Raw genomic sequence first — 22,522 nt, 5'->3', positions numbered from 1 at the left:
AGACAGCCAAAGACTATCCCCGCACCACCGCGCCCACCAGTTCACGCAAACCGCCGCAACTCGCAGGAAACGTCCGAAGCCTTTGCCCGGAAATTTCACTCTGACTCGTCCCGCAAGTAGTCCAGCAATGCCGAAGCCGACGATTGGTCCGACGCCGAAACCGCAAAAAACCTGACAACCTTGCAGCGCAAGACATCAGCGGGAAATGCCTCGAACAATGCAGGATGTTCCTCGCTCAACCACTGCAAGGTATTGTTGATTCGAGCATCACCGCCGAACTGCGCCAGCAGTTTTTCCGGCACCGACCACCAAGGAAACTCTCGACCCAAGACCCGCGCCCTGCCCCCGATCTCGACGGCCTGACCGTTGATCAAGCCTCGCGTGAGGACCGGCAGCCATTGCCCCGCATCCACTTCGGGCGACTCAAGGATCGGCAACAAAAACCGCCCATCCCAGAACCGGAAGAACACTGCTTTCCCGTCCGGCATCAGCACTTGGGTCAAACTGCGAAAGTGCTCGACCACCACCTCAAGGCTGGCCGAAGAAACCGCCAGCCAACCCCAGTCACGCGCCTCGGTGGTCGCGACCCAATCCAGAAACTCACTGCCTGCATCGACAATTCCCACATAAGGCATCACCGCATCCCACTCGGCATAGATCGTTTCGGCCCAAACCGACTTTGGCGCCTGCGCATTCAGTGGCCAGGCTTCCAAGGGATTCACCGCACTGACACCACTGAAGATCGCAAACAATTGTTCCGACGACTTCAGCGGCTCGTGCTTCAACCATTGCTCAGGCCGCACAGACACCCTCCCTGCAGCGCTCGCATTCTTCGCAGAACGGCGCGTCTCCCTTGAGACTCATGATTTGTGCGGCCGTCAATATTGCTGGCGGTGTAGCCGTCAGCGTTTGCGGCAACCCCGGCACGGTCGGCGCGGCGCTCATCGCCGCCATCGGCGCACCACCCACCACAATCGGCACGCTGCTGAAGATCCCGCCGGGGCCGATATTGATCCACTGCCCGCCCGCCTGAATCGTCGCGCTCGCCCCGCCGTCGATCACCACCTGCTGGCCGGCGCTGAGGTGGAATTGAGCACTGGCGTTGATCGCCTGATTGCTCACGCGAATGTGCCGGTCACCGGTCACCGTGAGGTGGTCGTCCTGCTTCACTTCGGTCTGGCGCTGGCCGTGGGTGATGCGCTGTTCATCGGCCTTGAGTTCGTGTTTAGCGAGGCCTGTAACAACAACGCTGCGCTGGTTATCCACCTGCACCTGCTGATCGTTCAGCACATGCTGGGTCCAGTTTCGCTGTGCCCGCAGGTAGATTTCCTCGGCGCCTTTGCGATCTTCGATGCGCAATTCGTTGTAACCGCCGCCGCCCGGACTGCTCTGGCTGCGGAAAATGCTGCGGGTCTTGTCGGCCGGCAGGTCCAGCGGCACCGGCGTCGCGGCGTTCGGCAGACAACCCACAACCAGCGGTTTGTCGGCATCGGAATCGATGAACCCCACCAGCACTTCCATGCCGACCCGTGGAATCAGCACGCTGCCATAACGGTCATGGGCCCAGCCGCTGGCGACCCGCAGCCAGCAACTGGAATGCTCGTTGAGTTCACCTGCGCGATCCCAGGCCAGTTGCACCTTGACCCGACCGTACTCGTCGCAATGAATTTCACTGTCTTTCGGGCCGGTGACCACCGCCGGTTGATAACCGAGCATCCGTGGCTTTTCCGGCACCATCGGTGGACGGAAGAACACGTCCCACGGCGTGGCGAGAAAGCTATTTCGGTAACCCTGGAATTCTTCACTATCGCTGGTGACCGATTCCTCCAGCACCTGCGGTTGTCGGCCATGGTGCTCGATAGCGGTCAGCAACCAGAGGTCATTCAAATCCTGACGCGGATGCTCGGTCAGTTGCAGGAAATGTCCGCTGACCAGGCCGGATTGATCGCTGCGGCCCTCGGCCTGACGGTAGTCGGCGAGATGTCGTTCAAGGGCGCGCTGAGCCAGTTGTTTGCCGGTTTCCCGCTCAGTGAACTGGCCGGGAAAGTGGTAATCCTCCAGCACCGGGCGCTGCTCGCTTTCCACCCGACTCTGCAGCGACAGGCGCGGTTTGGTGAAGTCGTAATCACGCCGGGTGACCACGCTGGTACGGGTTTCCACCCGCACGGTGAAACGCTTGATGGCTGGCGCGGCTGCGGCCATGCCGCTGCCCGGAAGGTACTTCGTCGGCTCGGCCAGACGCGGAAACACCGTCTGATCGTCGCCGAACACCAACAGATGCCCGTCCGGGCTGTGCTGAAAGTGGAAGTGAATACCGACCTCGGCACACAAGCGCTGAATGAACGCCAGATCACTCTCCGCATATTGCACACAATACTCACGGGGCGGGTAATCGCTGCCGAGGCGAAACTCGAAGGCATCGCGCAGGATTGCGTGATCCTTGAGGATTTGCGTCACGATCTGCGGCACGCTCTGATGCTGGAAGATCCGCTGATTGATCCGATGGCCGAGATAAGCCAGGCGTGGAACAAGACTGACGTGATAGCGGGTCAGACGCTTGCCCGAGTCCCCCTGGCCGACCCGATAGATCTGACCGTGGATACCGGAACCGGCGCCATCGAAACTCAGAAAGGCCTGACAGTGCAGCAGGCTTTCAAGGTCCAGATCCGGTCGCTCGCTGATCAGTTCCAGGTCAAAGCGAAAGGGCTGGCTGATGGCTTCCTTGCCCGTGAACTCAAGCACTTTGAGGTCAAACCGGGCGCCTTCGACGGTCAACGTGAAACGCGGTTGATTGGCAGGCGCGAACATCCGATGTCTCTCTGCGATATGAAGGCGGGCGATTCTGCATGAGGGGCAAGAGGTGCAGGACAGGTGACTAAAAAATCAGATTTTCCCTACTTGAAACTTCGATCACCCCTTCAAAAATCAGCGCATTCGACTACAGACTTTTCTTTCAGAAAAATCACAGGCAATAAAAAACGGCCCGTTTCCTGGCAGGAAACGGGCCGTTTTCTTGTGAGCTTCAGCTCATTGCCATCACTTGTTCAGATGGTAATCCTGCTCCGCCGCCTCGAAGCGCTGAACCATGCCGGTGCTCGGCTGGCCCATCAGGCTGACCAGATAGATCGCCAGACTGGCGAAAATGAAGCCGGGGATGATTTCGTACAGCCCCAGCACTTCAAAATGCTTCCACACGATCACGGTGATCGCGCCGACCAGGATGCCGGCCAGTGCGCCGTTGCGGGTCATTTTTTTCCAGACCACGGAAATCAGCACGACCGGACCGAACGCTGCGCCGAAACCGGCCCAGGCATAGGACACCAGACCCAGCACGCGGTTTTCCGGGTTCGCCGCCATCGCGATGGCGACCAGCGCAACCAACAGCACCATGGCGCGACCGACCCACACCAGTTCCAGCTGCGAAGCGGATTTACGCAGGAAAGCCTTGTAGAAGTCTTCGGTCAGGGCACTCGAGCACACCAGCAACTGGCAGCTCAGGGTGCTCATCACCGCCGCAAGAATCGCCGACAGCAGCACACCGGCGATCCATGGGTTGAACAGGATTTTCGCCAGCTCGATGAACACGCGCTCGTGGTTTTCGGTCACTGGACCCGCCACTTCCGGGTGCGCCGAGAAGTAAGCGATACCGAAGAAGCCAACGGCCACGGTTCCGCCCAGGCAAAGGATCATCCAGGTCATGGAGATGCGACGGGCGTTGGCGATGGATTTCACCGAGTCAGCGGCCATGAAGCGCGCCAGGATGTGCGGCTGACCGAAGTAGCCCAGACCCCAGCCCATCAGCGAGATGATGCCGATGAAGGTGGTGCCCTTGAGCATGTCGAAGTTGCTCGGATCGTTGGCTTCGATGGCCAGGAACGTGGTGTCCACGCCACCGGTCGCCAGCAGCACGATGATCGGCGTCAGGATCAGCGCGAAGATCATCAGGGTGGCTTGCACGGTGTCGGTCCAGCTGACCGCGAGGAAACCGCCGACGAAGGTGTAGGCAATGGTCGCCGCAGCACCGGCCCAGAGTGCAGTCTCGTAGGACATGCCGAAGGTGCTTTCGAACAGGCGGGCGCCGGCCACGATGCCGGAAGCGCAGTAGATGGTGAAGAACACCAGAATCACCACTGCGGAAATGATCCGCAGCAGACCGCTCTTGTCTTCGAAACGGCTGGAGAAATAGTCCGGCAGGGTCAGCGCATCGCCGTTGTGTTCGGTTTGAACACGCAGACGACCGGCGACGAACAGCCAGTTCAGGTAGGCACCGACGATCAGGCCGATGGCGATCCAGCTTTCGGAAAGGCCGGACATGTAGATGGCGCCGGGCAGGCCCATCAGCAACCAGCCGCTCATGTCGGAAGCGCCGGCGGACAATGCGGTCACCACGCTGCCCAGGCTGCGGCCGCCCAGAATGTAGTCGGAAAGATTGTTGGTGGAGCGATAGGCCATGAAGCCGATCAGCACCATTGCTGCGATGTAGATCACGAACGTGATCAGGGTTGGATTGCTTGCGCTCATTACGTACGTGCCCTGGCTTTGTTTTTATGTAGAGGCGGCGGTTGCACCGTTTGCAGACCGATGCCTGACAGACGATTCGCACAGCCGCGCATTTATGACCAATGTTTCCCCAGGAAAGCCATTGGCCGGTAAACCGGGTTTCCCGGTTGCACCTTGGGCGCGAATCCTATGCAACAAAGCAAAACAGGTGCAACCAGTTTCTTGGGAATCAGTTGCACCTACGTCGGATTTTTTACTGAAAAACGCCGTTTTTGCGCGCTTCCGGTGCAACGACACCGGATCGTTCGCCGCGAAAGCACTGATTTAGAGCGGCCATCGAAAAGCTGAAATTTATTCCTGACAAACTGCCGAATATTCCGACAAAAAATGGGTTGCACCCGGTTGCACCTCTTTCAGCTCACGGCTAATCTTGCCGCCAGCTGCTGCCGCGCAACTGCGGCACCCATGAGGATAAAAATATGGCTACCACCACCCTTGGGGTCAAACTCGACGACCCGACCCGCGAGCGCCTGAAGGCCGCCGCAACCTCGATTGATCGCACGCCGCACTGGCTGATCAAGCAGGCGATTTTCAATTACCTGGAAAAACTCGAGGGTGGTGCAACCCTGACCGAGCTGAACGGTTTGACCGCCAAGGACACCGACGACGCAGGTGAAGTCCATACCGATCACGCCCACCAATGTTTCCTCGAATTCGCTGAAAGCATCCTGCCGCAATCGGTGCTGCGCGCCTCGATCACCGCCGCTTACCGTCGCCCGGAGCCGGAAGTGGTGCCGATGCTGATCGAGCAGGCTCGCCTGCCGGCGCCGATGGCCGAAGCCACCAACAAACTCGCCGCGACCATCGCGGAAAAACTGCGTAACCAGAAGAGTGCCGGCGGGCGTGCAGGCATTGTTCAGGGCCTGCTTCAGGAATTCTCCCTGTCATCTCAGGAAGGTGTGGCGCTGATGTGCCTGGCCGAAGCGCTGCTGCGTATCCCGGACAAGGGCACTCGCGATGCGCTGATCCGCGACAAGATCAGCACCGGCAACTGGCAACCGCACCTGGGCAACAGCCCGTCACTGTTCGTCAACGCGGCGACCTGGGGTTTGCTGCTGACCGGCAAACTGGTCTCCACCCATAACGAAGCCGGCCTGACATCGTCCCTGAGCCGCATCATCGGCAAGAGCGGCGAGCCGATGATCCGCAAGGGCGTCGACATGGCCATGCGCCTGATGGGCGAGCAGTTCGTGACCGGCGAAACCATTGCCGAAGCCCTGGCCAATGCGAGCAAGTTCGAAGCCAAGGGCTTCCGTTATTCCTACGACATGCTCGGTGAAGCGGCGCTGACCGAACACGATGCCCAGAAGTACCTGGCCTCGTACGAACAAGCCATCCACTCGATCGGCAAAGCGTCCCATGGCCGTGGGATTTATGAAGGCCCGGGCATCTCGATCAAACTGTCGGCCCTGCATCCGCGTTACAGCCGCGCCCAGTACGAGCGCGTGATGGACGAGCTGTACCCGCGCCTGCTGTCGCTGACCCTGCTGGCCAAGCAATACGACATCGGCCTGAACATCGATGCCGAAGAAGCCGACCGCCTGGAGCTGTCGCTCGATCTGCTCGAGCGCCTGTGCTTCGAACCGCAACTGACTGGCTGGAACGGCATCGGTTTCGTGATCCAGGCTTACCAGAAGCGTTGCCCGTACGTGATCGACTACGTGATCGACCTGGCTCGCCGCAGCCGTCATCGCCTGATGATCCGTCTGGTGAAAGGCGCGTACTGGGACAGCGAAATCAAGCGTGCCCAGGTCGAAGGCCTGGAAGGCTATCCGGTCTATACCCGCAAGGTGTACACCGACGTTTCCTACATCGCTTGCGCCCGCAAACTGCTGTCGGTACCGGAAGTCATCTACCCGCAGTTCGCCACGCATAACGCCCATACCCTGTCGGCGATTTATCACATTGCCGGTCAGAACTATTACCCGGGCCAGTACGAATTCCAGTGCCTGCACGGCATGGGCGAACCTTTGTACGAGCAGGTTGTAGGCAAGGTTTCCGAAGGCAAGCTGAACCGTCCGTGCCGTGTGTACGCCCCGGTCGGCACCCACGAAACCCTGCTGGCGTACCTCGTACGTCGTCTGCTGGAAAACGGCGCCAACACCTCGTTCGTCAACCGCATCGCCGACCAGTCGATTTCAATTCAGGAACTGGTGGCCGACCCCGTTGCGCAGATAGAGCAGATGGCAACCGTGGAAGGTGGTTTCGGCCTGCCGCACCCGCGCATTCCGCTGCCGCGTGACCTGTACGGTTCCGAGCGTGCCAACTCCAGCGGCATCGACATGGCCAACGAACATCGTCTGGCATCGCTGTCCTGCGCCCTGCTGGCCACTGCGCACAACAACTGGAAAGCCGCACCGATGCTGGGTTGCGCCTCCAGTAACGAAGCGCCGGCACCGGTGCTGAACCCGTCCGATCTGCGTGACGTGGTCGGCCATGTGCAGGAAGCCACCGTCGAAGACGTCGACAATGCCATTCAATGCGCCCTGAACGCCGCACCGATCTGGCAGGCCACCCCGCCGGCCGAACGTGCTGCAATTCTGGAACGCGCCGCTGACCTGATGGAAGGCGAAATCCAGCCGCTGATGGGTCTGCTGGCCCGCGAAGCCGGCAAGACCTTCGCCAACGCCATCGCCGAAGTCCGCGAAGCCGTCGACTTCCTGCGTTACTACGCGGTGCAGGCACGCAACGATTTCAGCAACGACGCCCACCGCCCGTTGGGTCCGGTGGTGTGCATCAGCCCGTGGAACTTCCCGCTGGCCATTTTCAGCGGCCAGGTCGCCGCCGCACTGGCCGCCGGTAACCCGGTGCTGGCCAAACCGGCCGAACAGACTCCGCTGGTAGCCGCACAAGCCGTGCGCCTGCTGCTCGAAGCCGGTATTCCGGAAGGCGTGCTGCAACTGCTGCCGGGTCGCGGTGAAACCGTCGGCGCCGGTCTGGTTGGCGATGAGCGCGTCAAGGGCGTGATGTTCACCGGTTCGACCGAAGTCGCGCGCCTGCTGCAACGCAACATCGCCGGTCGTCTCGACAACCAGGGTCGTCCGATTCCGCTGATCGCCGAAACCGGTGGCCAGAACGCGATGATCGTCGACTCTTCGGCACTGACCGAGCAAGTGGTCATCGATGTGGTGTCGTCGGCTTTCGACAGCGCCGGCCAGCGTTGCTCGGCCCTGCGTGTCCTGTGCCTGCAGGAAGATTCCGCTGATCGCGTCATCGAAATGCTGAAAGGTGCGATGGCTGAAAGCCGTCTCGGCAACCCGGAGCGTCTGTGCGTGGACATCGGCCCGGTGATCGACGCCGAAGCCAAGGCCGGCATCGAGAAGCACATCCAGGGCATGCGCGACAAAGGTCGCAATGTGTATCAGGTGGCCATCGCCGATGCCGAGGAAGTCAAACGCGGCACCTTCGTCATGCCGACCCTGATCGAACTGGAAAGCTTCGACGAACTGCAACGCGAGATCTTCGGGCCAGTGCTGCACGTGGTGCGCTACAAGCGTAAAGAGATCGACCAGTTGATCGCCCAGATCAACGCCTCCGGTTACGGCCTGACCCTCGGCGTGCACACCCGCATCGACGAGACCATCGCCAAGGTGATCGACAACGTCAACGCCGGTAACGTCTACGTCAACCGCAACATCGTGGGTGCAGTGGTCGGCGTCCAGCCGTTCGGTGGCGAAGGCCTGTCGGGTACCGGTCCGAAGGCCGGCGGCCCGCTGTATCTGTACCGCCTGCTGTCGACACGCCCTGCGGACGCCATCGAACAATCCTTCGCTCGCGGTGATGCGGCCGTGGCACCGGACGTTCGCCTGCGCGACGCCCTGAGCAAACCGCTGGTTGCCCTGAAAGCCTGGGCCGACGGCAACAAGTTCGCCGACCTGAGCACTCTATGCGTGCAGTACGCAGCACAGTCACAAAGCGGTATCACCCGCGTACTGGCCGGCCCGACCGGCGAGAAAAACAGCTACGCGATCCTGCCGCGTGAGCACGTGCTGTGCCTGGCGGACATCGAAGGTGATCTGCTGACTCAACTGGCGGCGGTGCTGGCGGTGGGTGGCTCGGCGGTCTGGCCGGAATCCGACACCAGCAAGGCATTGTTCGCACGCCTGCCGAAGGAGATTCAGGCGCGGATCAAACTGGTTTCCGACTGGAACAAGGACGATGTGGTATTCGATGCGGTTCTGCATCACGGCCATTCCGACCAGTTGCGCGAGGTCTGCCAGCAGATCGCCAAGCGTGCCGGCGCCATCGTCGGGGTTCAGGGCCTGTCCCAGGGCGAGACCAACATTGCGCTGGAGCGTCTGGTGATCGAGCGTGCGCTGAGCGTCAACACCGCGGCAGCGGGTGGTAACGCCAGCCTGATGACCATCGGCTAAACCCGATAAACCGGGCACTACACAAATGCCCGGTTCAGAAGAAATCCCTGTGGGAGCTGGCTTGCCAGCGATAGCGATGTATCAGGCACCGTCAGTGGTGACTGATCTACCGCCATCGCTGGCAAGTCGAGTCGTCGCACCGCAGCTCCCACAGTGGATTGTGGTGTTTGCTAAGCCGGCGCGCGGCTCCAACATCACGCTTATCAATCTTCCTGTTCAGTCTTTATTCGCACGCCTAGACTCGGCCCATTCCAAAAAAAGGTAGGCCGCCATGTCCGAGACGTTGCTCAGTTCCCGCAATCTGGCTTTCGAACTTTACGAAGTCCTCGATGCCGAGGGCCTGACCCGGCGCGAACGGTTTGCCGAGCACAACCGCGAAACCTTCGATGCCGCCATCGGCACGGCACGCAACATCGCCGAGAAGTACTTCGCGCCGCACAATCGCAAGGGCGACGAGAACGAGCCGCGCTACGAGAACGGTAAGGCGATTCTGATTCCCGAAGTGAAACCGGCGGTGGATGCCTTCCTTGAAGCCGGATTCCTCAACGCGGCGCGCAGTTTCGACGCTGGCGGCATGCAACTGCCTACACTGCTGTCTCAGGCCTGTTTCGCCCATTTCCAGTCGGCCAATGCGGCGTCGACCTCGTACCCGTTCCTGACCATGGGCGCAGCCAACCTGATCGAAAGCTTCGGCACCGAAGAACAGAAGCGGCGTTTCCTGCAGCCGATGATCGACGGTCGCTTCTTCGGTACCATGGCGCTGACCGAACCCCATGCCGGTTCGTCGCTGTCGGATATTCGTACCCGCGCCGAGCCTGCGTCCGACGGCACCTATCGCCTCAAGGGCAACAAGATCTTCATTTCCGGCGGCGATCACCCGCTTTCGGAGAACATCGTGCACATGGTGCTGGCCAAACTGCCGGACGCACCGGCCGGGGTGAAGGGTATTTCGCTGTTCATCGTGCCCAAGTTCCTGGTCAACGATGACGGCAGCCTGGGCAAGCGCAACGACGTGTTGCTGGCCGGCCTGTTCCACAAGATGGGTTGGCGCGGAACCACGTCCACGGCGCTGAACTTCGGCGATAACGGCGAATGCGTCGGCTATCTGGTGGGCAAGCCGCATCACGGTTTGAGCTACATGTTCCAGATGATGAACGAAGCGCGGATCGGCGTCGGCATGGGCGCGGTGATGCTGGGTTACGCCGGTTACCTTTATTCGCTGGAATACGCTCGCGAACGCCCGCAGGGTCGGGTGCCGGACAGCAAGGATCCGACCACGGCACCCGTGGCGATCATTCAGCACGCGGATGTCAGACGCATGCTGCTGACACAAAAATCCTACGTCGAAGGGGCATTCGATCTCGGTCTTTATGCAGCACGACTGTTCGATGACACCACCACGCTTGAGACCGAAGCCGAGCGCAAACAGGCTCACGAGCTATTGGATTTGTTGACGCCGATCGTCAAATCCTGGCCGTCGGAGTTCTGCCTGAAAGCCAACGAACTGGCGATCCAGATTCTCGGCGGCCACGGTTACACCCGCGAATACCCGGTGGAGCAGTATTACCGCGACAACCGCCTGAACCCGATCCACGAAGGCACCCACGGCATACAGTCGCTGGACTTGCTGGGACGCAAACTGGCGCAGAACGGCGGCGCCGGGCTCAAGCAACTGATTCGCCTGATTGCCGATACCGCCGAACGCGCGGTGGCGTACGAGTCGTTGACTGCGTTGCGTGAGCCACTGGAGAAACTGGTGGCACGCTTGCAGAGCGTAACCATCGGTCTGCTCACCGATCTGGCTCAGGGCAAGGTCAACAGCAGCCTGGCGAATTCGGCGTTGTACCTGAAGGTGTTCGGGCACGCGGTGATCGGCTGGCGCTGGCTGGAACAGGCGATTCGTGCCGAGGAAGGGTTGGCCAAGGGAAATGCGGCGGATGTCGACTTCTATAAAGGCAAGTTGCAGGCGGCGCGGTATTTCCTGACGTGGGAAGTGCCGGGTTGCCAGCATGAGCTGGCGTTGTTGGAGTCGCGGGATGAGACGTGTCTGGGGATGCAGGATGCGTGGTTCTGATCCGGATTATGTGTCGCTTCTGATGCCGTCTTCGCGGGCTTGCCCGCGAAAGGGCCGTAACTGACGACACATCAGCTCAACTTGAACCCACCCATCTGCCGCGCCAGATCATCCGCCAGTCGCTGCAACATCTGACAATCCTCGCGGCAGGCCCGAACTTCCCCCGCCGTCGCCCGGGCCAGATCGGAAATCCCCTGCACGTTGCGGTTGATCTCCTCGGTCACCGCCGACTGCTCTTCGGTCGCCGTCGCCACCTGATGGTTCATGTCGCTGATGCGCTCGACCTGCCCGGTAATTGCCGTCAAAGAGGCTCCGGTACGCTGGCTCGACTCAACTCCGGTGCCCGTCGCGGCCTGTCCGGTGCGCATTGAAGACACCGCATTCTCCGCCCCCTGCTTGAGGCTGCCGATCATCTGCTGGATCTCGTCGGTAGACGCCTGGGTCCTGCGCGCCAGCGTCCGCACCTCGTCCGCCACCACCGCAAAACCACGGCCCATGTCCCCGGCCCGCGCCGCTTCAATCGCCGCGTTCAATGCCAGCAGATTGGTCTGCTCGGAAACACCGCGAATCACCGCCAGCACCTGATCGATCGACGCTACCTGATGCGCGAGCTCACCCACGGCACCTGCCGCGACGCCGATTTCATCGGACATGCTTTCTATATGGCGAATCGAACCACCGACCACCTCCCGCGCCTGCATCGCTTCATCTCGCGCCGTTTGCGAGGCGAGCGCCGCATTGCCGGCGTTCTGCGCGATTTCCTGCACGGTCAGGCCCATTTCGTGAACCGCGGTGGCAACCATGTCGGTCATTTCCTGCTGGCGACCGGAGCGCTCGGCGGTGTTATCCACAACCCTGGCCACCTGGCCGACGGCGACACGCAGACGCTCGCTGGTGGTCAGCACCTCGCCGATCATCCCGCGCTGGCTGTCGAGGAAACGATTGAAGCCCCGAGCGAGGTCGCCCAGTTCATCGGCGCGGCTGGAATCTAACCGATGGGTCAAATCTCCACCACCGCTACCGATTGCTACCAGTGCAGCTGTTACCTGACGAATCGGTCGCACCAATCCCTGAGCCAGCCATATCACCAGCGCCAGGCAAACCAGCGCCACCGCCAGACCGATGCCGCTGCTCATCCACATTGCCCGCCGGGCTTCGGCGTAGATCTGCGACTGCGGCACTTCGGCCACCAAAGTCCAGCCGAGGTCGCGCAAGGGCAGACTGAAGGCGAGGAAGTCTTCGCCGTCGCGCTGGAAGCTGCTGCTGGTCGCCACTTTATGGCCCATGACCGCTTGCGCCGCGCTGGCACCGATCTGCTCCGTGAGGGTGCGCTTGCCACTGAACTGCGCCTCGGGATGAACCTGGATCAATCCGTCGGAACGCACGAGATAGACCTTTCCGCGCTCGCCGAAGCTGAAATTGTGAATCAGCTCGGACAGCTCTTTCATGCTCAACCCAAGCCCCGCGACACCCACCACTTTTCCGGCCTGCTCGACCTTCAGATCGATGAACAGCGCCAACTCTCCAGTGGCCCCGTCATTGTCGATGTTCAGGGTCCGGGGCTGATTGCTGTCGAGAAACGAGTAAAACCAGGCATCGGCCGGTTTGGTGCGACTGAGGGTGCGATCCAGGCCTTTTTCGGTGATGTAGTGATTGGAGTCGGTGCCGATGATCAACGCAGTAAACGCTTTGTGTTCGGCGCGGATGCCTTCCAGATACTGCGCGAAGCCAGCCGTTTTGGCGGAGTCTTCACCGTTGGCCAGCCAATCGCGGACCATGGTGTTACTGGCAATGTCCTTGGCGGCGGTGAGAGGTTGAACGAGGATTCTTTCGATGTCGTTGCGCGTCGCTTCGATGCTCGACGGCAACGCCTGTTCGACCAGATAACGCTGGGCGAGGCGGTTGACCACCAGGGTATAAATGCCAACCACGATCAGGATGCTGAGCAGCAGGGCGGTGCCCATGCCGAGAATCAGCTGCCATTGAATACTGCGACGCCAGAACTGCATGGAGCACCCCCAAAGAATAAGAGGCTGAAACACTGCAACAGCCGTGCCGATTGTATACAACGCAATCGACAATCTTATTCTTTGGTTGTGCGCAGCCCCATCAACCCTGATTGATGGTCTTGGCGATGGACTCGACCGTGGCGCTGACTTGCTCTTGGTAACGCTCGAGTTCCTGCTGGTGCTGTTTCTTCATTTCAATCTGCTGCGAGCACAGATTCATCGCCGCCAGCACCAGCAGACGATCGCCGATCAGCGTCGGGTATTTGCGCTTGGTGTCGGCCAGCGCGGCCTTGAGCATCAATGCGGCGTCCAGCAGGGTCTGTTCTTCCCCGGCCGGTGCCTTGATCGAATAGTCCTCTCCCATGATGGAGATGACTTTTACCCCTGCTGTGCCGTGGTTCATGCGCTGACAGGGCCTGCGTTGACGCGATCGACCAGAGCCTGGATGCGTGCGGCGGTGGCGCCGTGTTTTTCTTCCTGCTCCATCAGGCTCAGTTGCAGGCTTTCGTTTTCATCCTTGGCTCGGGCCAGCTCCGTGGACAGGGTCTGGTTGGTTTCCGACAGTGTCTGGTTCTGTTGCACCAGGTCACTGACGAGCTGTTCCAATTGGCTGAGGGATGCTTCCAACATTTTGATCTTCCAGGGCTTTTTCAAAGGGCGCGTACGATAAAGAAAAGTCGTCGTGGATGCCAGGGTTAAGCCGGCGCAAAGCCTTGATTTTCCTGGCAGTCGACCCTTCCTGCGAGTGCAAGAGACTGTGATCTGCCAATTGGGTTCCCGCACTTCGTCGCCCGGCCCCCGGTGTGACAAATACGCGCACCGCCTCAAGACTTTAGTCGTATGACCGATAAGTCATCCAACAGCAGTCTCAGCCCGCACGGATGCGGCCCTTCCCTGGTAATCGCACCATGTCCCTTCGCAATATGAACATCGCCCCCCGGGCGTTCACCGGTTTCGCCCTGATCGGCGGCCTGATGCTGATTCTCGGTGTCTTCGCCCTGAACCAGATGAGCAAGATCCGCGGCGCCGCCGAGAACATCACCACCAGCAGCGTGCCAAGCATCAAGAACCTCGACGAATTCACTCAGCTGACCCTGCGTCTGCGGGTACTGTCCTACCGTTTGCTGGTGAACCGCGAGCCGGATATCCAGCAGAAAACCATCGAGCTGCTGGAGATGCGCAATCAGCAGATCCGCAAGGCGCAGGCGGACTACGAGCCGTTGATCAGCAGCGCCCAGGAGCGCGCGGCCTACGATCAATACGTGCAGTTGCTGAGCCAGTACCGCCAGATCGAAGACCGGATGAAAACCCTGTCGCGCAACAATCAGGTGGATGAGCTGCGCAACCTGCTGAACACCCAGTTGCTCGACAATTCCGAAGCGATGAACACCGTGCTCAACCGTCTGATGCAGATCAACGGCGAGCAGATCAGCAACACCAATCAGCAAGCCGCCGAGCAATACTCGACGGCCTTCAGTCTGGTGGTGACGCTGCTGGTCATCGCTACCGGCCTGACCTTGCTCTTCGCCTGGCTGCTGACCCTGAGTATCACCAAACCGATTGCCAAGGCGCTGGATGCAGCGGAAACCATCGCCGAAGGCGACCTGACCCGGCCCGTCCATGTCGACGGTACCGACGAAGCCGGCCGCCTGCTGGCCGCCATGGCCAAGATGCAGTCGAAACTGCGCGACACGCTGCAACGGATTTCCGGCTCGGCCACCCAACTGGCGTCCGCCGCCGAGGAGCTGAACAGTGTCACCGACGAGAGCGCCCGTGGTCTGACCCAGCAGAACAACGAAATCGAGCAGGCCGCCACAGCCGTCAACGAGATGACCAGCGCCGTGGAAGAAGTCGCACGCAACGCAGTCAGCACCTCGGAAGCCTCGAAGAACGCCACCACTTCCGCCGGCGACGGTCGCGATCTGGTACAGGAAACCGTCGCCGCCATCGAACGCATGAGCGCCGACGTACAGAGCACCGCAACCCTGATCGGCGATCTGGCCAACGAGTCCCGTGACATCGGCAAGGTACTGGACGTGATCCGCGGGCTGGCCGACCAGACCAACCTGTTGGCATTGAACGCCGCCATCGAAGCGGCCCGTGCCGGTGAAGCCGGGCGCGGCTTTGCGGTGGTGGCTGACGAGGTCCGTGCACTGGCGCACCGCACCCAGCAGTCGACCAGCGAAATCGAGCGCATGATCGGCAGCATCCAGAGCGGCACCGAACACGCCGTGGATTCGATGCGCAACAGCACCGAGCGCGCCGAGTCGACCCTGAACATCGCCCGTGGTGCCGGTCTGTCGCTGGATACCATCAACACCGCCATCGTCGAAATCAACGAGCGCAACCTGGTGATCGCCAGCGCCGCTGAAGAACAGGCGCAGGTGGCACGGGAAGTGGATCGCAACCTGGTGAACATCCGCGACCTGTCGGTGCAATCGGCGACCGGCGCGAATCAGACCAGTGCGGCGAGCAACGAGCTGTCGCGTTTGGCGCTGGACCTGAACAATATGGTCGGGCGGTTCAGCCTGTAATCACGCTGACGCGAGGTGGACAAGCCCCCTGTGGCGAGGGAGCTTGCTCCCGCTCGGCTGCGAAGCAGTCGTAAATCCTGCAACCGCATTTCACCTGAAGAAATCGTAGCGTCTGATTTTGGGGCGCTGCGCACCCCAGCGGGAGCAAGCTTCCCCGCCACGGTTATCACCCGGCGCACTTTCAATGTGCTGCCTACGCAAAAAGCTTTTTGACACCATCACATTTCAACAGGTTAGAATCGCTGGCACGCAGACTGCATGGTCAGTTTGCGCCCGTCTTTCCGCTTCCGGAGTACTGCCTTTGAATGCGACGACCATCAACAGCCTGTTCTTGATCGGCGCGTTGCTGGTAGGTGCGAGCATTCTTGTCAGTTCCCTTTCGTCGCGTCTCGGCATCCCGATTCTGGTGATCATCCTCGCGGTCGGCATGACCGCCGGGGTCGATGGCGGCGGCATTATTTTCGATAACTACCCGACGGCCTATCTGGTCGGCAACCTCGCGCTGGCAGTGATCCTGCTCGACGGTGGTTTGCGCACCCGGGTATCCAGTTTCCGCGTGGCCTTGTGGCCGGCCCTGTCGCTGGCCACGGTCGGGGTGCTCATCACCACCGGCCTCACCGGCATGGCCGCCGCGTGGCTGTTCGACCTCAATCTGATTCAGGGCCTGCTGATCGGCGCCATCGTCGGTTCCACGGACGCCGCGGCGGTGTTCTCGCTGCTCGGCGGCAAGGGCCTGAACGAGCGGGTGACCGCCAGCCTGGAAATCGAATCCGGCAGCAACGACCCGATGGCGGTGTTCCTCACCGTGACCCTGATCGACATGCTCGCCAGCGGCCAGACCGGCCTGCACTGGAGCCTGCTGACCCACCTGATCCGCGAGTTCGGCATCGGTGGCGTGATCGGCCTCGGCGGCGGCTGGCTGATGCTGCAACTGGTGAACCGGATCAACCTCGCCACCGGCCTCTATCCGATCCTGGTGATCGCCGGCGGTCTGGTGGTGTTTGCCCTGACCAACGCCCTGCACGGCAGCGGCTTCCTTGCCGTTTACCTGTGCGGTCTGGTGATCGGCAACCGCCCGGTGCGCAGCCGCCACGGCATCCTGCACATGCTCGACGGCATGGCATGGCTGGCGCAGATCGGCATGTTCCTGGTGCTGGGCTTGCTGGTCACTCCGCATGACTTGCTGCCGATCGCCCTGCCTGCTCTGGGGCTGGCGCTGTGGATGATTCTGTTTGCACGGCCCCTGTCGGTGGTGGTCGGGCTGCTGCCGTTCAAGGCTTTCCACGGTCGCGAAAAGGCCTTCATTTCCTGGGTCGGCCTGCGCGGCGCGGTGCCGATCATTCTGGCGGTGTTCCCGCTGATGGCCGGGCTGCCGAATGCGCAGCTGTACTTCAACCTCGCCTTCTTCATCGTGCTGGTGTCGCTGCTGGTGCAGGGCACGAGCCTGCCGTGGGTGGCCAGACTGCTCAAGGTGACGGTGCCACCGGAGCCTGCACCGATCTCCCGTTCGGCCCTGGAAGTGCACATCACCAGCGAGTGGGAACTGTTCGTCTACAAGCTCGGCGCGGAGAAATGGTGCATCGGTTCGCCCCTGCGAGAGCTGAAAATGCCCGAAGGCACCCGTATCGCAGCCCTGTTTCGCGGCCAGCAACTGCTCCATCCGTCGGGTAGTACAGTGCTGGAAGTCGATGACTTGCTGTGTGTCATCGGCCATGAACACAACCTGCCGGCCCTCGGAAAACTGTTCAGCCAGGCGCCGCAACGGGGTCTCGATCTGCGCTTCTTCGGCGACTTCGTGCTCGAAGGAGACGCCCAGCTCAAAGCGGTTGCCGCCCTCTACGGCCTGTCGGCCGACGGTATCGATCCGGACATGACCCTGGGCCACTTCATTGCCCAGAAAGTCGGCGGCGCGCCGATCGTCGGCGACCAGGTGGAATGGAACAACACCCACTGGACGGTCGCGGTCATGGACGGGAACAAGATCGCCAAAGTGGGCGTCAGATTCCCCGAAGGAAGTCGCCCGGGCCCCGGGCTCTTCCTCTAAACTGCGTCCACCCTCACTTGCTTGACCGGTCTCTATGCCTACCCTGCGCTCCTTTTTCGTCGCGGCCCTGCTGGGCCTGAGTCTCACTGTCGGCCCGCTGCAGGCCGCCGAACCGCCGTCCAGCGATGCCGTGCAGGCCAATCTGGACAAGATCGCCGACAGCAAGCTGCCCGAGGCTGACAAGAAGACCCTGCAGACGCTGCTGCAAAACACCCTGAACCAGCTCAACAACCGCCGTGACTACGAGCAGAAACTGAATGATCTGAAGCAACTGCTGGCCACCGCGCCGAAGCAGACGATCGAAAACACGCGCGAACTGGCACGACTCAAGGCCACCGCCGTGGTGCCGGTGGCGCAACGCTTCACCAAGGAAAGCATCCAGCAGCTGGAGCAGATACTCACCGAGCGTTCGACCCAGCAAAGCGATCTGCAAAAGGCCCTGGCGGACGCCAACAGCCTGATCATCACCGCCCAAACCCGACCGGAGCGGGCACAGGCCGAAATCTCCACCAGCCAGACCCGCATCCAGCAGATCAACGGCATCCTCAAGACCGGCAAGGACAGCGGCAAGACCCTGAGCGCCGAGCAACGTGACCTGCTCAATGCCGAGCTGTCCGCGCTCAATGCCTTGATCCCGTTGCGCCGCCAGGAACTGGCCGGCAACAACCAGTTGCAGGATCTGGGCAACAGCCAGCATGACCTGCTCACGGAAAAGTCCGACCGTCTGGACCATGAGATTCAGGAACTGCAGACCCTGATCAACCAGAAGCGTCTGACCCTGTCTCAGGAAACGGTGACGCAGCAATCGATCGAGGCACAGAAGTCAGGCAGCAGTACCCTGCTGGCCACTGAAAGCGCGGCCAACCTCAAGCTTTCCGACTACTTGCTCAAAAGCACCGACCGTCTCAACCAGCTCACCCAGCAGAATCTGCAGACCAAGCAGCAACTGGACAGCGTGACCCAGAGCGACTCGGCCCTCGACGAACAGATCAACGTGCTCAAGGGCAGCCTGCTGCTGTCGAAGATTCTCTATAAACAGAAGCAGGCGCTGCCACGCCTCAAGGTCGACCGCGACCTCGCAGACCAGATCGCCGACATTCGTCTGTACCAGTTCGAGATCAACCAGCAGCGCGAACTGCTGAGCAATCCGGCGACTTACGTGGACAATCTGCTGTCCACCCAGCCACCGGAGCAAGTCACGCCGCAACTGCGCAAGAGTCTGCTGGAGCTGGCCAACACCCGCGTCGATCTGCTGGAACGGCTGAGTCGCGAACTGAGCGCAATGCTCAATGAATCGATCACCCTGCAACTGAACCAGAAGCAATTGCTGAGCACTGCGCAAAGCCTGCGCGCGACCCTTGACGAGCAGATGTTCTGGATTCCCAGCAACAAGCCGCTGGACACTGAATGGATTCGCGGCGTGCCGGAACGGCTGAAACGCCAGATCGACACCCTGCCGCTGGCCTCGAGCCTGAGCGAACTGACCGACGGCCTGACTCAGCGTCCGCTGCTGTTCCTGCCTCTGGCGCTGTTAATCGGCGCACTGCTGTGGCGTCGCAAACAACTGTATGCCCGTCTGAACAAGGTTCACCAGGACATCGGCCATTTCAAGCGCGACAGCCAGTGGCACACGCCGCAGGCGATTCTGATCAACATCCTGCTGGCGATGCCCGTGGCATTGGGCCTGGCGCTGTGCGGGCTGGCACTGCAGATCGATGCCCGGGGCCAGAACGCCAACATGGGCGCGGCCCTGCTGCAAATGGGCCAGGCCTGGCTGGTGTTCTACACCGCGTACAGGATCCTCGCCCCCGGCGGCGTGGCCGAATTGCACTTCCGCTGGGAGAAACCGCAGGTCGAATTCCTTCAGGGCTGGGTGCGTCGTCTGGGTCTGGTGGTGATGGCGCTCGTGGCCGTGGTGGCGGTGGCCGAACTGCAACCGGCGGCGCTGGCCGATGACGTGCTGGGTATGCCGGTGGTACTGACCTGCTACGCCCTGATGGCATGGCTGCTCAGCCGCCTGCTGATCAGCAGCCCGACCCACGAGAACGCCTCGCTGTTCCGCAAGGCCGTGGGAATCATGTTCACCCTGCTGCCCATCGCGCTGTTCGTCGCGGTGTGCTTCGGCTACTACTACACCGCACTGAAACTCAGCGACCGCTTGATCAACACCCTGTATCTGCTGATGTTCTGGCTGGTGATCGAAGCCACGTTCGTCCGCGGTCTGGCGGTTGCCGCCCGGCGTCTGGCCTACCAGCGCGCCCTGGCCAAGCGTCAGGCAGCGAAAGAAGCGGGCGACGGCGAAGCGGTGATCGAAGAACCGACCCTGGACATCGAAAAGGTCAACGAACAGTCCCTGCGCCTGATTCGCCTGGCGCTGCTCGGCGGTTTCATCGCCGCGCTGTACTGGGTCTGGGCCGACCTGATCACGGTGTTCTCGTACCTCGACAATATCACCCTCTACGAATACACCAGCGGCACCGGTGCCAACATGAGCATGGTGCCGATCAGCATCGGCGACATGCTCGGCGCGCTGATCATCATCGGCATCACCTTTGCGCTCGCACGCAACCTGCCGGGCCTGCTGGAAGTGTTCGTGCTGTCGAAACTCAACCTGGCCCAGGGCAGCGCTTACGCGACAACCACGCTGCTGTCCTACGTGATCGCCGGGGTCGGTTTCGTCTCGACCCTGTCGACCCTCGGCGTGAGCTGGGACAAGTTGCAATGGCTGGTGGCGGCGCTGTCCGTCGGCCTCGGTTTCGGCATGCAGGAGATCTTCGCGAACTTCATCTCCGGCATCATGATCCTGTTCGAACGCCCGGTGCGGATCGGTGACACCATCACCATCGGCAACCTGTCGGGCACTGTCAGCAAGATCCGCATCCGCGCCACGACCATCACCGACTTCGACCGCAAGGACATCATTGTCCCGAACAAGACGTTCATCACCGGCCAACTGATCAACTGGTCGCTGACCGACACCATCACCCGCGTGACGCTGAAACTCGGTGTCGATTACGGCTCGAACCTGGATCTGGTCAAGGAACTGCTGCTCAAGGCCGCTCGGGAAAACCCGCGCGTGCTCAAAGAACCCGAACCGCACGTATATTTCCTCAACTTCGGTGAAAGCACCCTCGACCACGAGCTGCGCATGCACGTGCGCGACCTCGGAGACCGCAACCCGGTCATCGACGAGGTCAACCGCTTCATCAACCGCGAGTTCAAGAAACAGCACATCAACATCTCGTTCCGGCAGATGGAGGTTTACCTGAAGAACCTTCACGGCCAGGAATACAAACTGGTGCCGGTCGAAGACGACAGCAAAGTCATCGCCCCGAGCGGCAACGAGCAAAAACCGTTGCAAGAGCCGCCGCCGGCCAAACTCGACTAACCCGAGCATTCCCAGCAGAATGCTCGGACATTCTGCTGGAGCCGGCCCTTGAAAGCCCTCGACGAACTGACCTTCGACAACCGCTTCGCCCGCCTGGGCGACGCGTTCTCGGCCCATGTGCTGCCCGAACCGATCGATAACCCGCGACTGGTGGTCGCCAGCCCTGCGGCTCTGGCATTGCTGGATCTGGATCCGGCGACGGCCGACACCCAGGCATTCGCTGACCTGTTCGGCGGCCACAAGCTGTGGGCCGACGCCGAACCGCGGGCGATGGTCTATTCCGGGCATCAGTTCGGGGGTTACACCCCGCAACTGGGCGACGGTCGCGGGCTGTTGCTGGGCGAGGTTTACAACAATGCGGGCGAGCACTGGGACTTGCACCTCAAGGGCGCCGGACAGACGCCGTTTTCACGCATGGGCGATGGTCGTGCGGTGCTGCGTTCGTCGATTCGTGAGTTTCTGGCGTCCGAAGCGCTGCATGCGCTGGCCATTCCGTCTTCACGCGCCGCCTGCGTGATCGGTTCCGATACTCCGGTGTGGCGTGAAAAGCAGGAACGCGCCGCGATGGTGCTGCGTCTGGCGCCGAGCCATGTGCGCTTCGGGCATTTCGAATATTTCTATTACACCAAGCGGCCCGAGCAGCAGAAGCAGCTCGGCGAACACGTGCTGGCGATGCACTTCCCCGAGTGCCTGGAACACCCGGAACCCTATCTGGCAATGTTCCGTGAAATCGTCGAGCGCAACGCCGAACTGATCGCCAAATGGCAGGCCTACGGTTTCTGTCACGGGGTAATGAATACCGACAACATGTCGATCCTCGGCATCACCTTCGACTTCGGCCCGTTCGCCTTCCTCGATGACTTCGATGCGAACTTCATCTGCAACCATTCCGACGATCAGGGCCGCTACTCCTTCAGCAATCAGGTCCCCGTCGGCCAGTGGAACCTCAGTGCCCTGGCTCAGGCCTTGACGCCATTCATCAGCGTCGAAGCCCTGCGCGAAACCCTCGGCCTGTACCTGCCGCTGTTCCAGGCCCATTACCTCGACCTGATGCGCCGCCGTCTGGGCTTGACCACTGCCGAGGACGACGATCAGCAACTGCTGGAGCAACTGCTGCAACTGATGCAAAACAGCGGCGTCGACTACACGCTGTTCTTCCGTCGTCTGGGCGAGGAACCGGCAGACCACGCGGTTGCCCGGCTGCGTGATGACTTTGTGGATATTCGAGGTTTCGATGCGTGGGGCGAACGGTATGTCGACCGCGTCGCACGGGATGGCGTGACCGATCAGGAACAACGCCGAGCGCGGATGCACGCGGTGAATCCGCTGTACATCCTGCGCAATTACCTGGCGCAGAAGGCGATCGATGCGGCCGAACAGGGTGACTACTCAGAGGTGCGCCGGCTGCATGCGGTGTTGAGCAATCCATTCGAGGAACAGCCCGGAATGGAAAGTTATGCGCAGCGACCGCCGGAGTGGGGCAAGCATCTGGAGATCAGTTGTTCGTCGTAAGCGGGAACGACTGAACCTTGATAATCGA

The 22,522-nt window shown here is 61.1% G+C and carries 12 protein-coding genes; 6 read left to right on the top strand and 6 right to left on the bottom strand.

Features of this window, described 5'->3' with window-relative positions; translation table 11 throughout:
* Positions 1-95: 95 nt before the first annotated feature.
* The 3 genes from NWV16_RS03210 to putP form a co-directional block, all read right to left on the bottom strand.
* Complete coding sequence (locus tag NWV16_RS03210) at positions 96-803, bottom strand: DUF4123 domain-containing protein (protein WP_409519321.1); 708 nt, start codon at positions 801-803, stop codon at positions 96-98.
* Positions 793-2,808: a type VI secretion system tip protein VgrG gene (locus NWV16_RS03205; protein WP_260521942.1), complete on the bottom strand. Its 2,016-nt coding sequence runs from the start codon at positions 2,806-2,808 to the stop codon at positions 793-795. Before NWV16_RS03205 ends, NWV16_RS03210 begins: the two co-directional genes overlap by 11 nt.
* Before the next feature lie 228 nt (positions 2,809-3,036).
* The gene (putP, locus tag NWV16_RS03200; protein WP_260521941.1) at positions 3,037-4,521 is read right to left on the bottom strand and encodes a sodium/proline symporter PutP; all 1,485 of its coding nucleotides are present in this window, start codon (positions 4,519-4,521) and stop codon (positions 3,037-3,039) included.
* A gap of 458 nt (positions 4,522-4,979) precedes the next feature.
* Between putP and putA the strand changes: the two genes are divergently transcribed.
* Together putA and NWV16_RS03190 are read left to right on the top strand one after the other, a co-directional pair.
* Entirely contained in the window at positions 4,980-8,933 is a 3,954-nt protein-coding gene (putA, locus tag NWV16_RS03195) for a trifunctional transcriptional regulator/proline dehydrogenase/L-glutamate gamma-semialdehyde dehydrogenase (protein WP_260521940.1), read from the top strand.
* Positions 8,934-9,204: 271 nt separating this feature from the next.
* The gene (locus NWV16_RS03190) at positions 9,205-11,007 is read left to right on the top strand and encodes an acyl-CoA dehydrogenase (protein ID WP_260521939.1); all 1,803 of its coding nucleotides are present in this window, start codon (positions 9,205-9,207) and stop codon (positions 11,005-11,007) included.
* 71 nt (positions 11,008-11,078) lie between these two features.
* Here NWV16_RS03190 and NWV16_RS03185 read toward each other — a convergent pair whose 3' ends face one another.
* From NWV16_RS03185 to NWV16_RS03175, 3 genes are all read right to left on the bottom strand, one after another.
* Positions 11,079-13,016 carry a methyl-accepting chemotaxis protein gene (locus NWV16_RS03185; protein ID WP_260521938.1) on the bottom strand — a complete coding sequence of 646 codons (1,938 nt, stop codon included), beginning with the start codon at positions 13,014-13,016 and terminating at the stop codon, positions 11,079-11,081.
* Positions 13,017-13,116: 100 nt separating this feature from the next.
* Positions 13,117-13,419, bottom strand: coding sequence for a cell division protein ZapA (locus NWV16_RS03180; protein ID WP_065259504.1), 303 nt, complete (start codon positions 13,417-13,419; stop codon positions 13,117-13,119).
* Positions 13,416-13,646, bottom strand: a complete 231-nt coding sequence (locus NWV16_RS03175) for a hypothetical protein (protein ID WP_085685455.1) — start codon at positions 13,644-13,646, stop codon at positions 13,416-13,418. The genes NWV16_RS03180 and NWV16_RS03175 overlap by 4 nt, the downstream gene beginning before the upstream one ends.
* A 278-nt stretch (positions 13,647-13,924) precedes the next feature.
* On the opposite strand from NWV16_RS03175, the gene NWV16_RS03170 reads away from it, so the two are divergent.
* From NWV16_RS03170 to selO, 4 genes are all read left to right on the top strand, one after another.
* Positions 13,925-15,550, top strand: coding sequence for a methyl-accepting chemotaxis protein (locus NWV16_RS03170; RefSeq protein ID WP_260521937.1), 1,626 nt, complete (start codon positions 13,925-13,927; stop codon positions 15,548-15,550).
* A 301-nt stretch (positions 15,551-15,851) separates the two neighbouring features.
* Positions 15,852-17,594 (top strand): potassium/proton antiporter, encoded by a 1,743-nt coding sequence (locus NWV16_RS03165; RefSeq protein ID WP_065259501.1) that lies wholly within the window; start codon positions 15,852-15,854, stop codon positions 17,592-17,594.
* 34 nt (positions 17,595-17,628) lie between these two features.
* On the top strand, positions 17,629-20,982 hold the full coding sequence (gene mscK, locus NWV16_RS03160) for a mechanosensitive channel MscK (RefSeq protein ID WP_260521936.1): 3,354 nt from the start codon (positions 17,629-17,631) through the stop codon (positions 20,980-20,982).
* Positions 20,983-21,030: 48 nt separating this feature from the next.
* On the top strand, positions 21,031-22,494 hold the full coding sequence (selO, locus tag NWV16_RS03155) for a protein adenylyltransferase SelO (RefSeq protein WP_260521935.1): 1,464 nt from the start codon (positions 21,031-21,033) through the stop codon (positions 22,492-22,494).
* Positions 22,495-22,522 lie beyond the last annotated feature (28 nt).

It is taken from the genome of Pseudomonas sp. BW7P1, from assembly GCF_024981055.1.
Classification (GTDB): domain Bacteria; phylum Pseudomonadota; class Gammaproteobacteria; order Pseudomonadales; family Pseudomonadaceae; genus Aquipseudomonas; species Aquipseudomonas bananamidigenes.
Note: the sequence above shows the minus strand (reverse complement) of the source record. Positions and strands in the feature narration are given on the sequence as shown.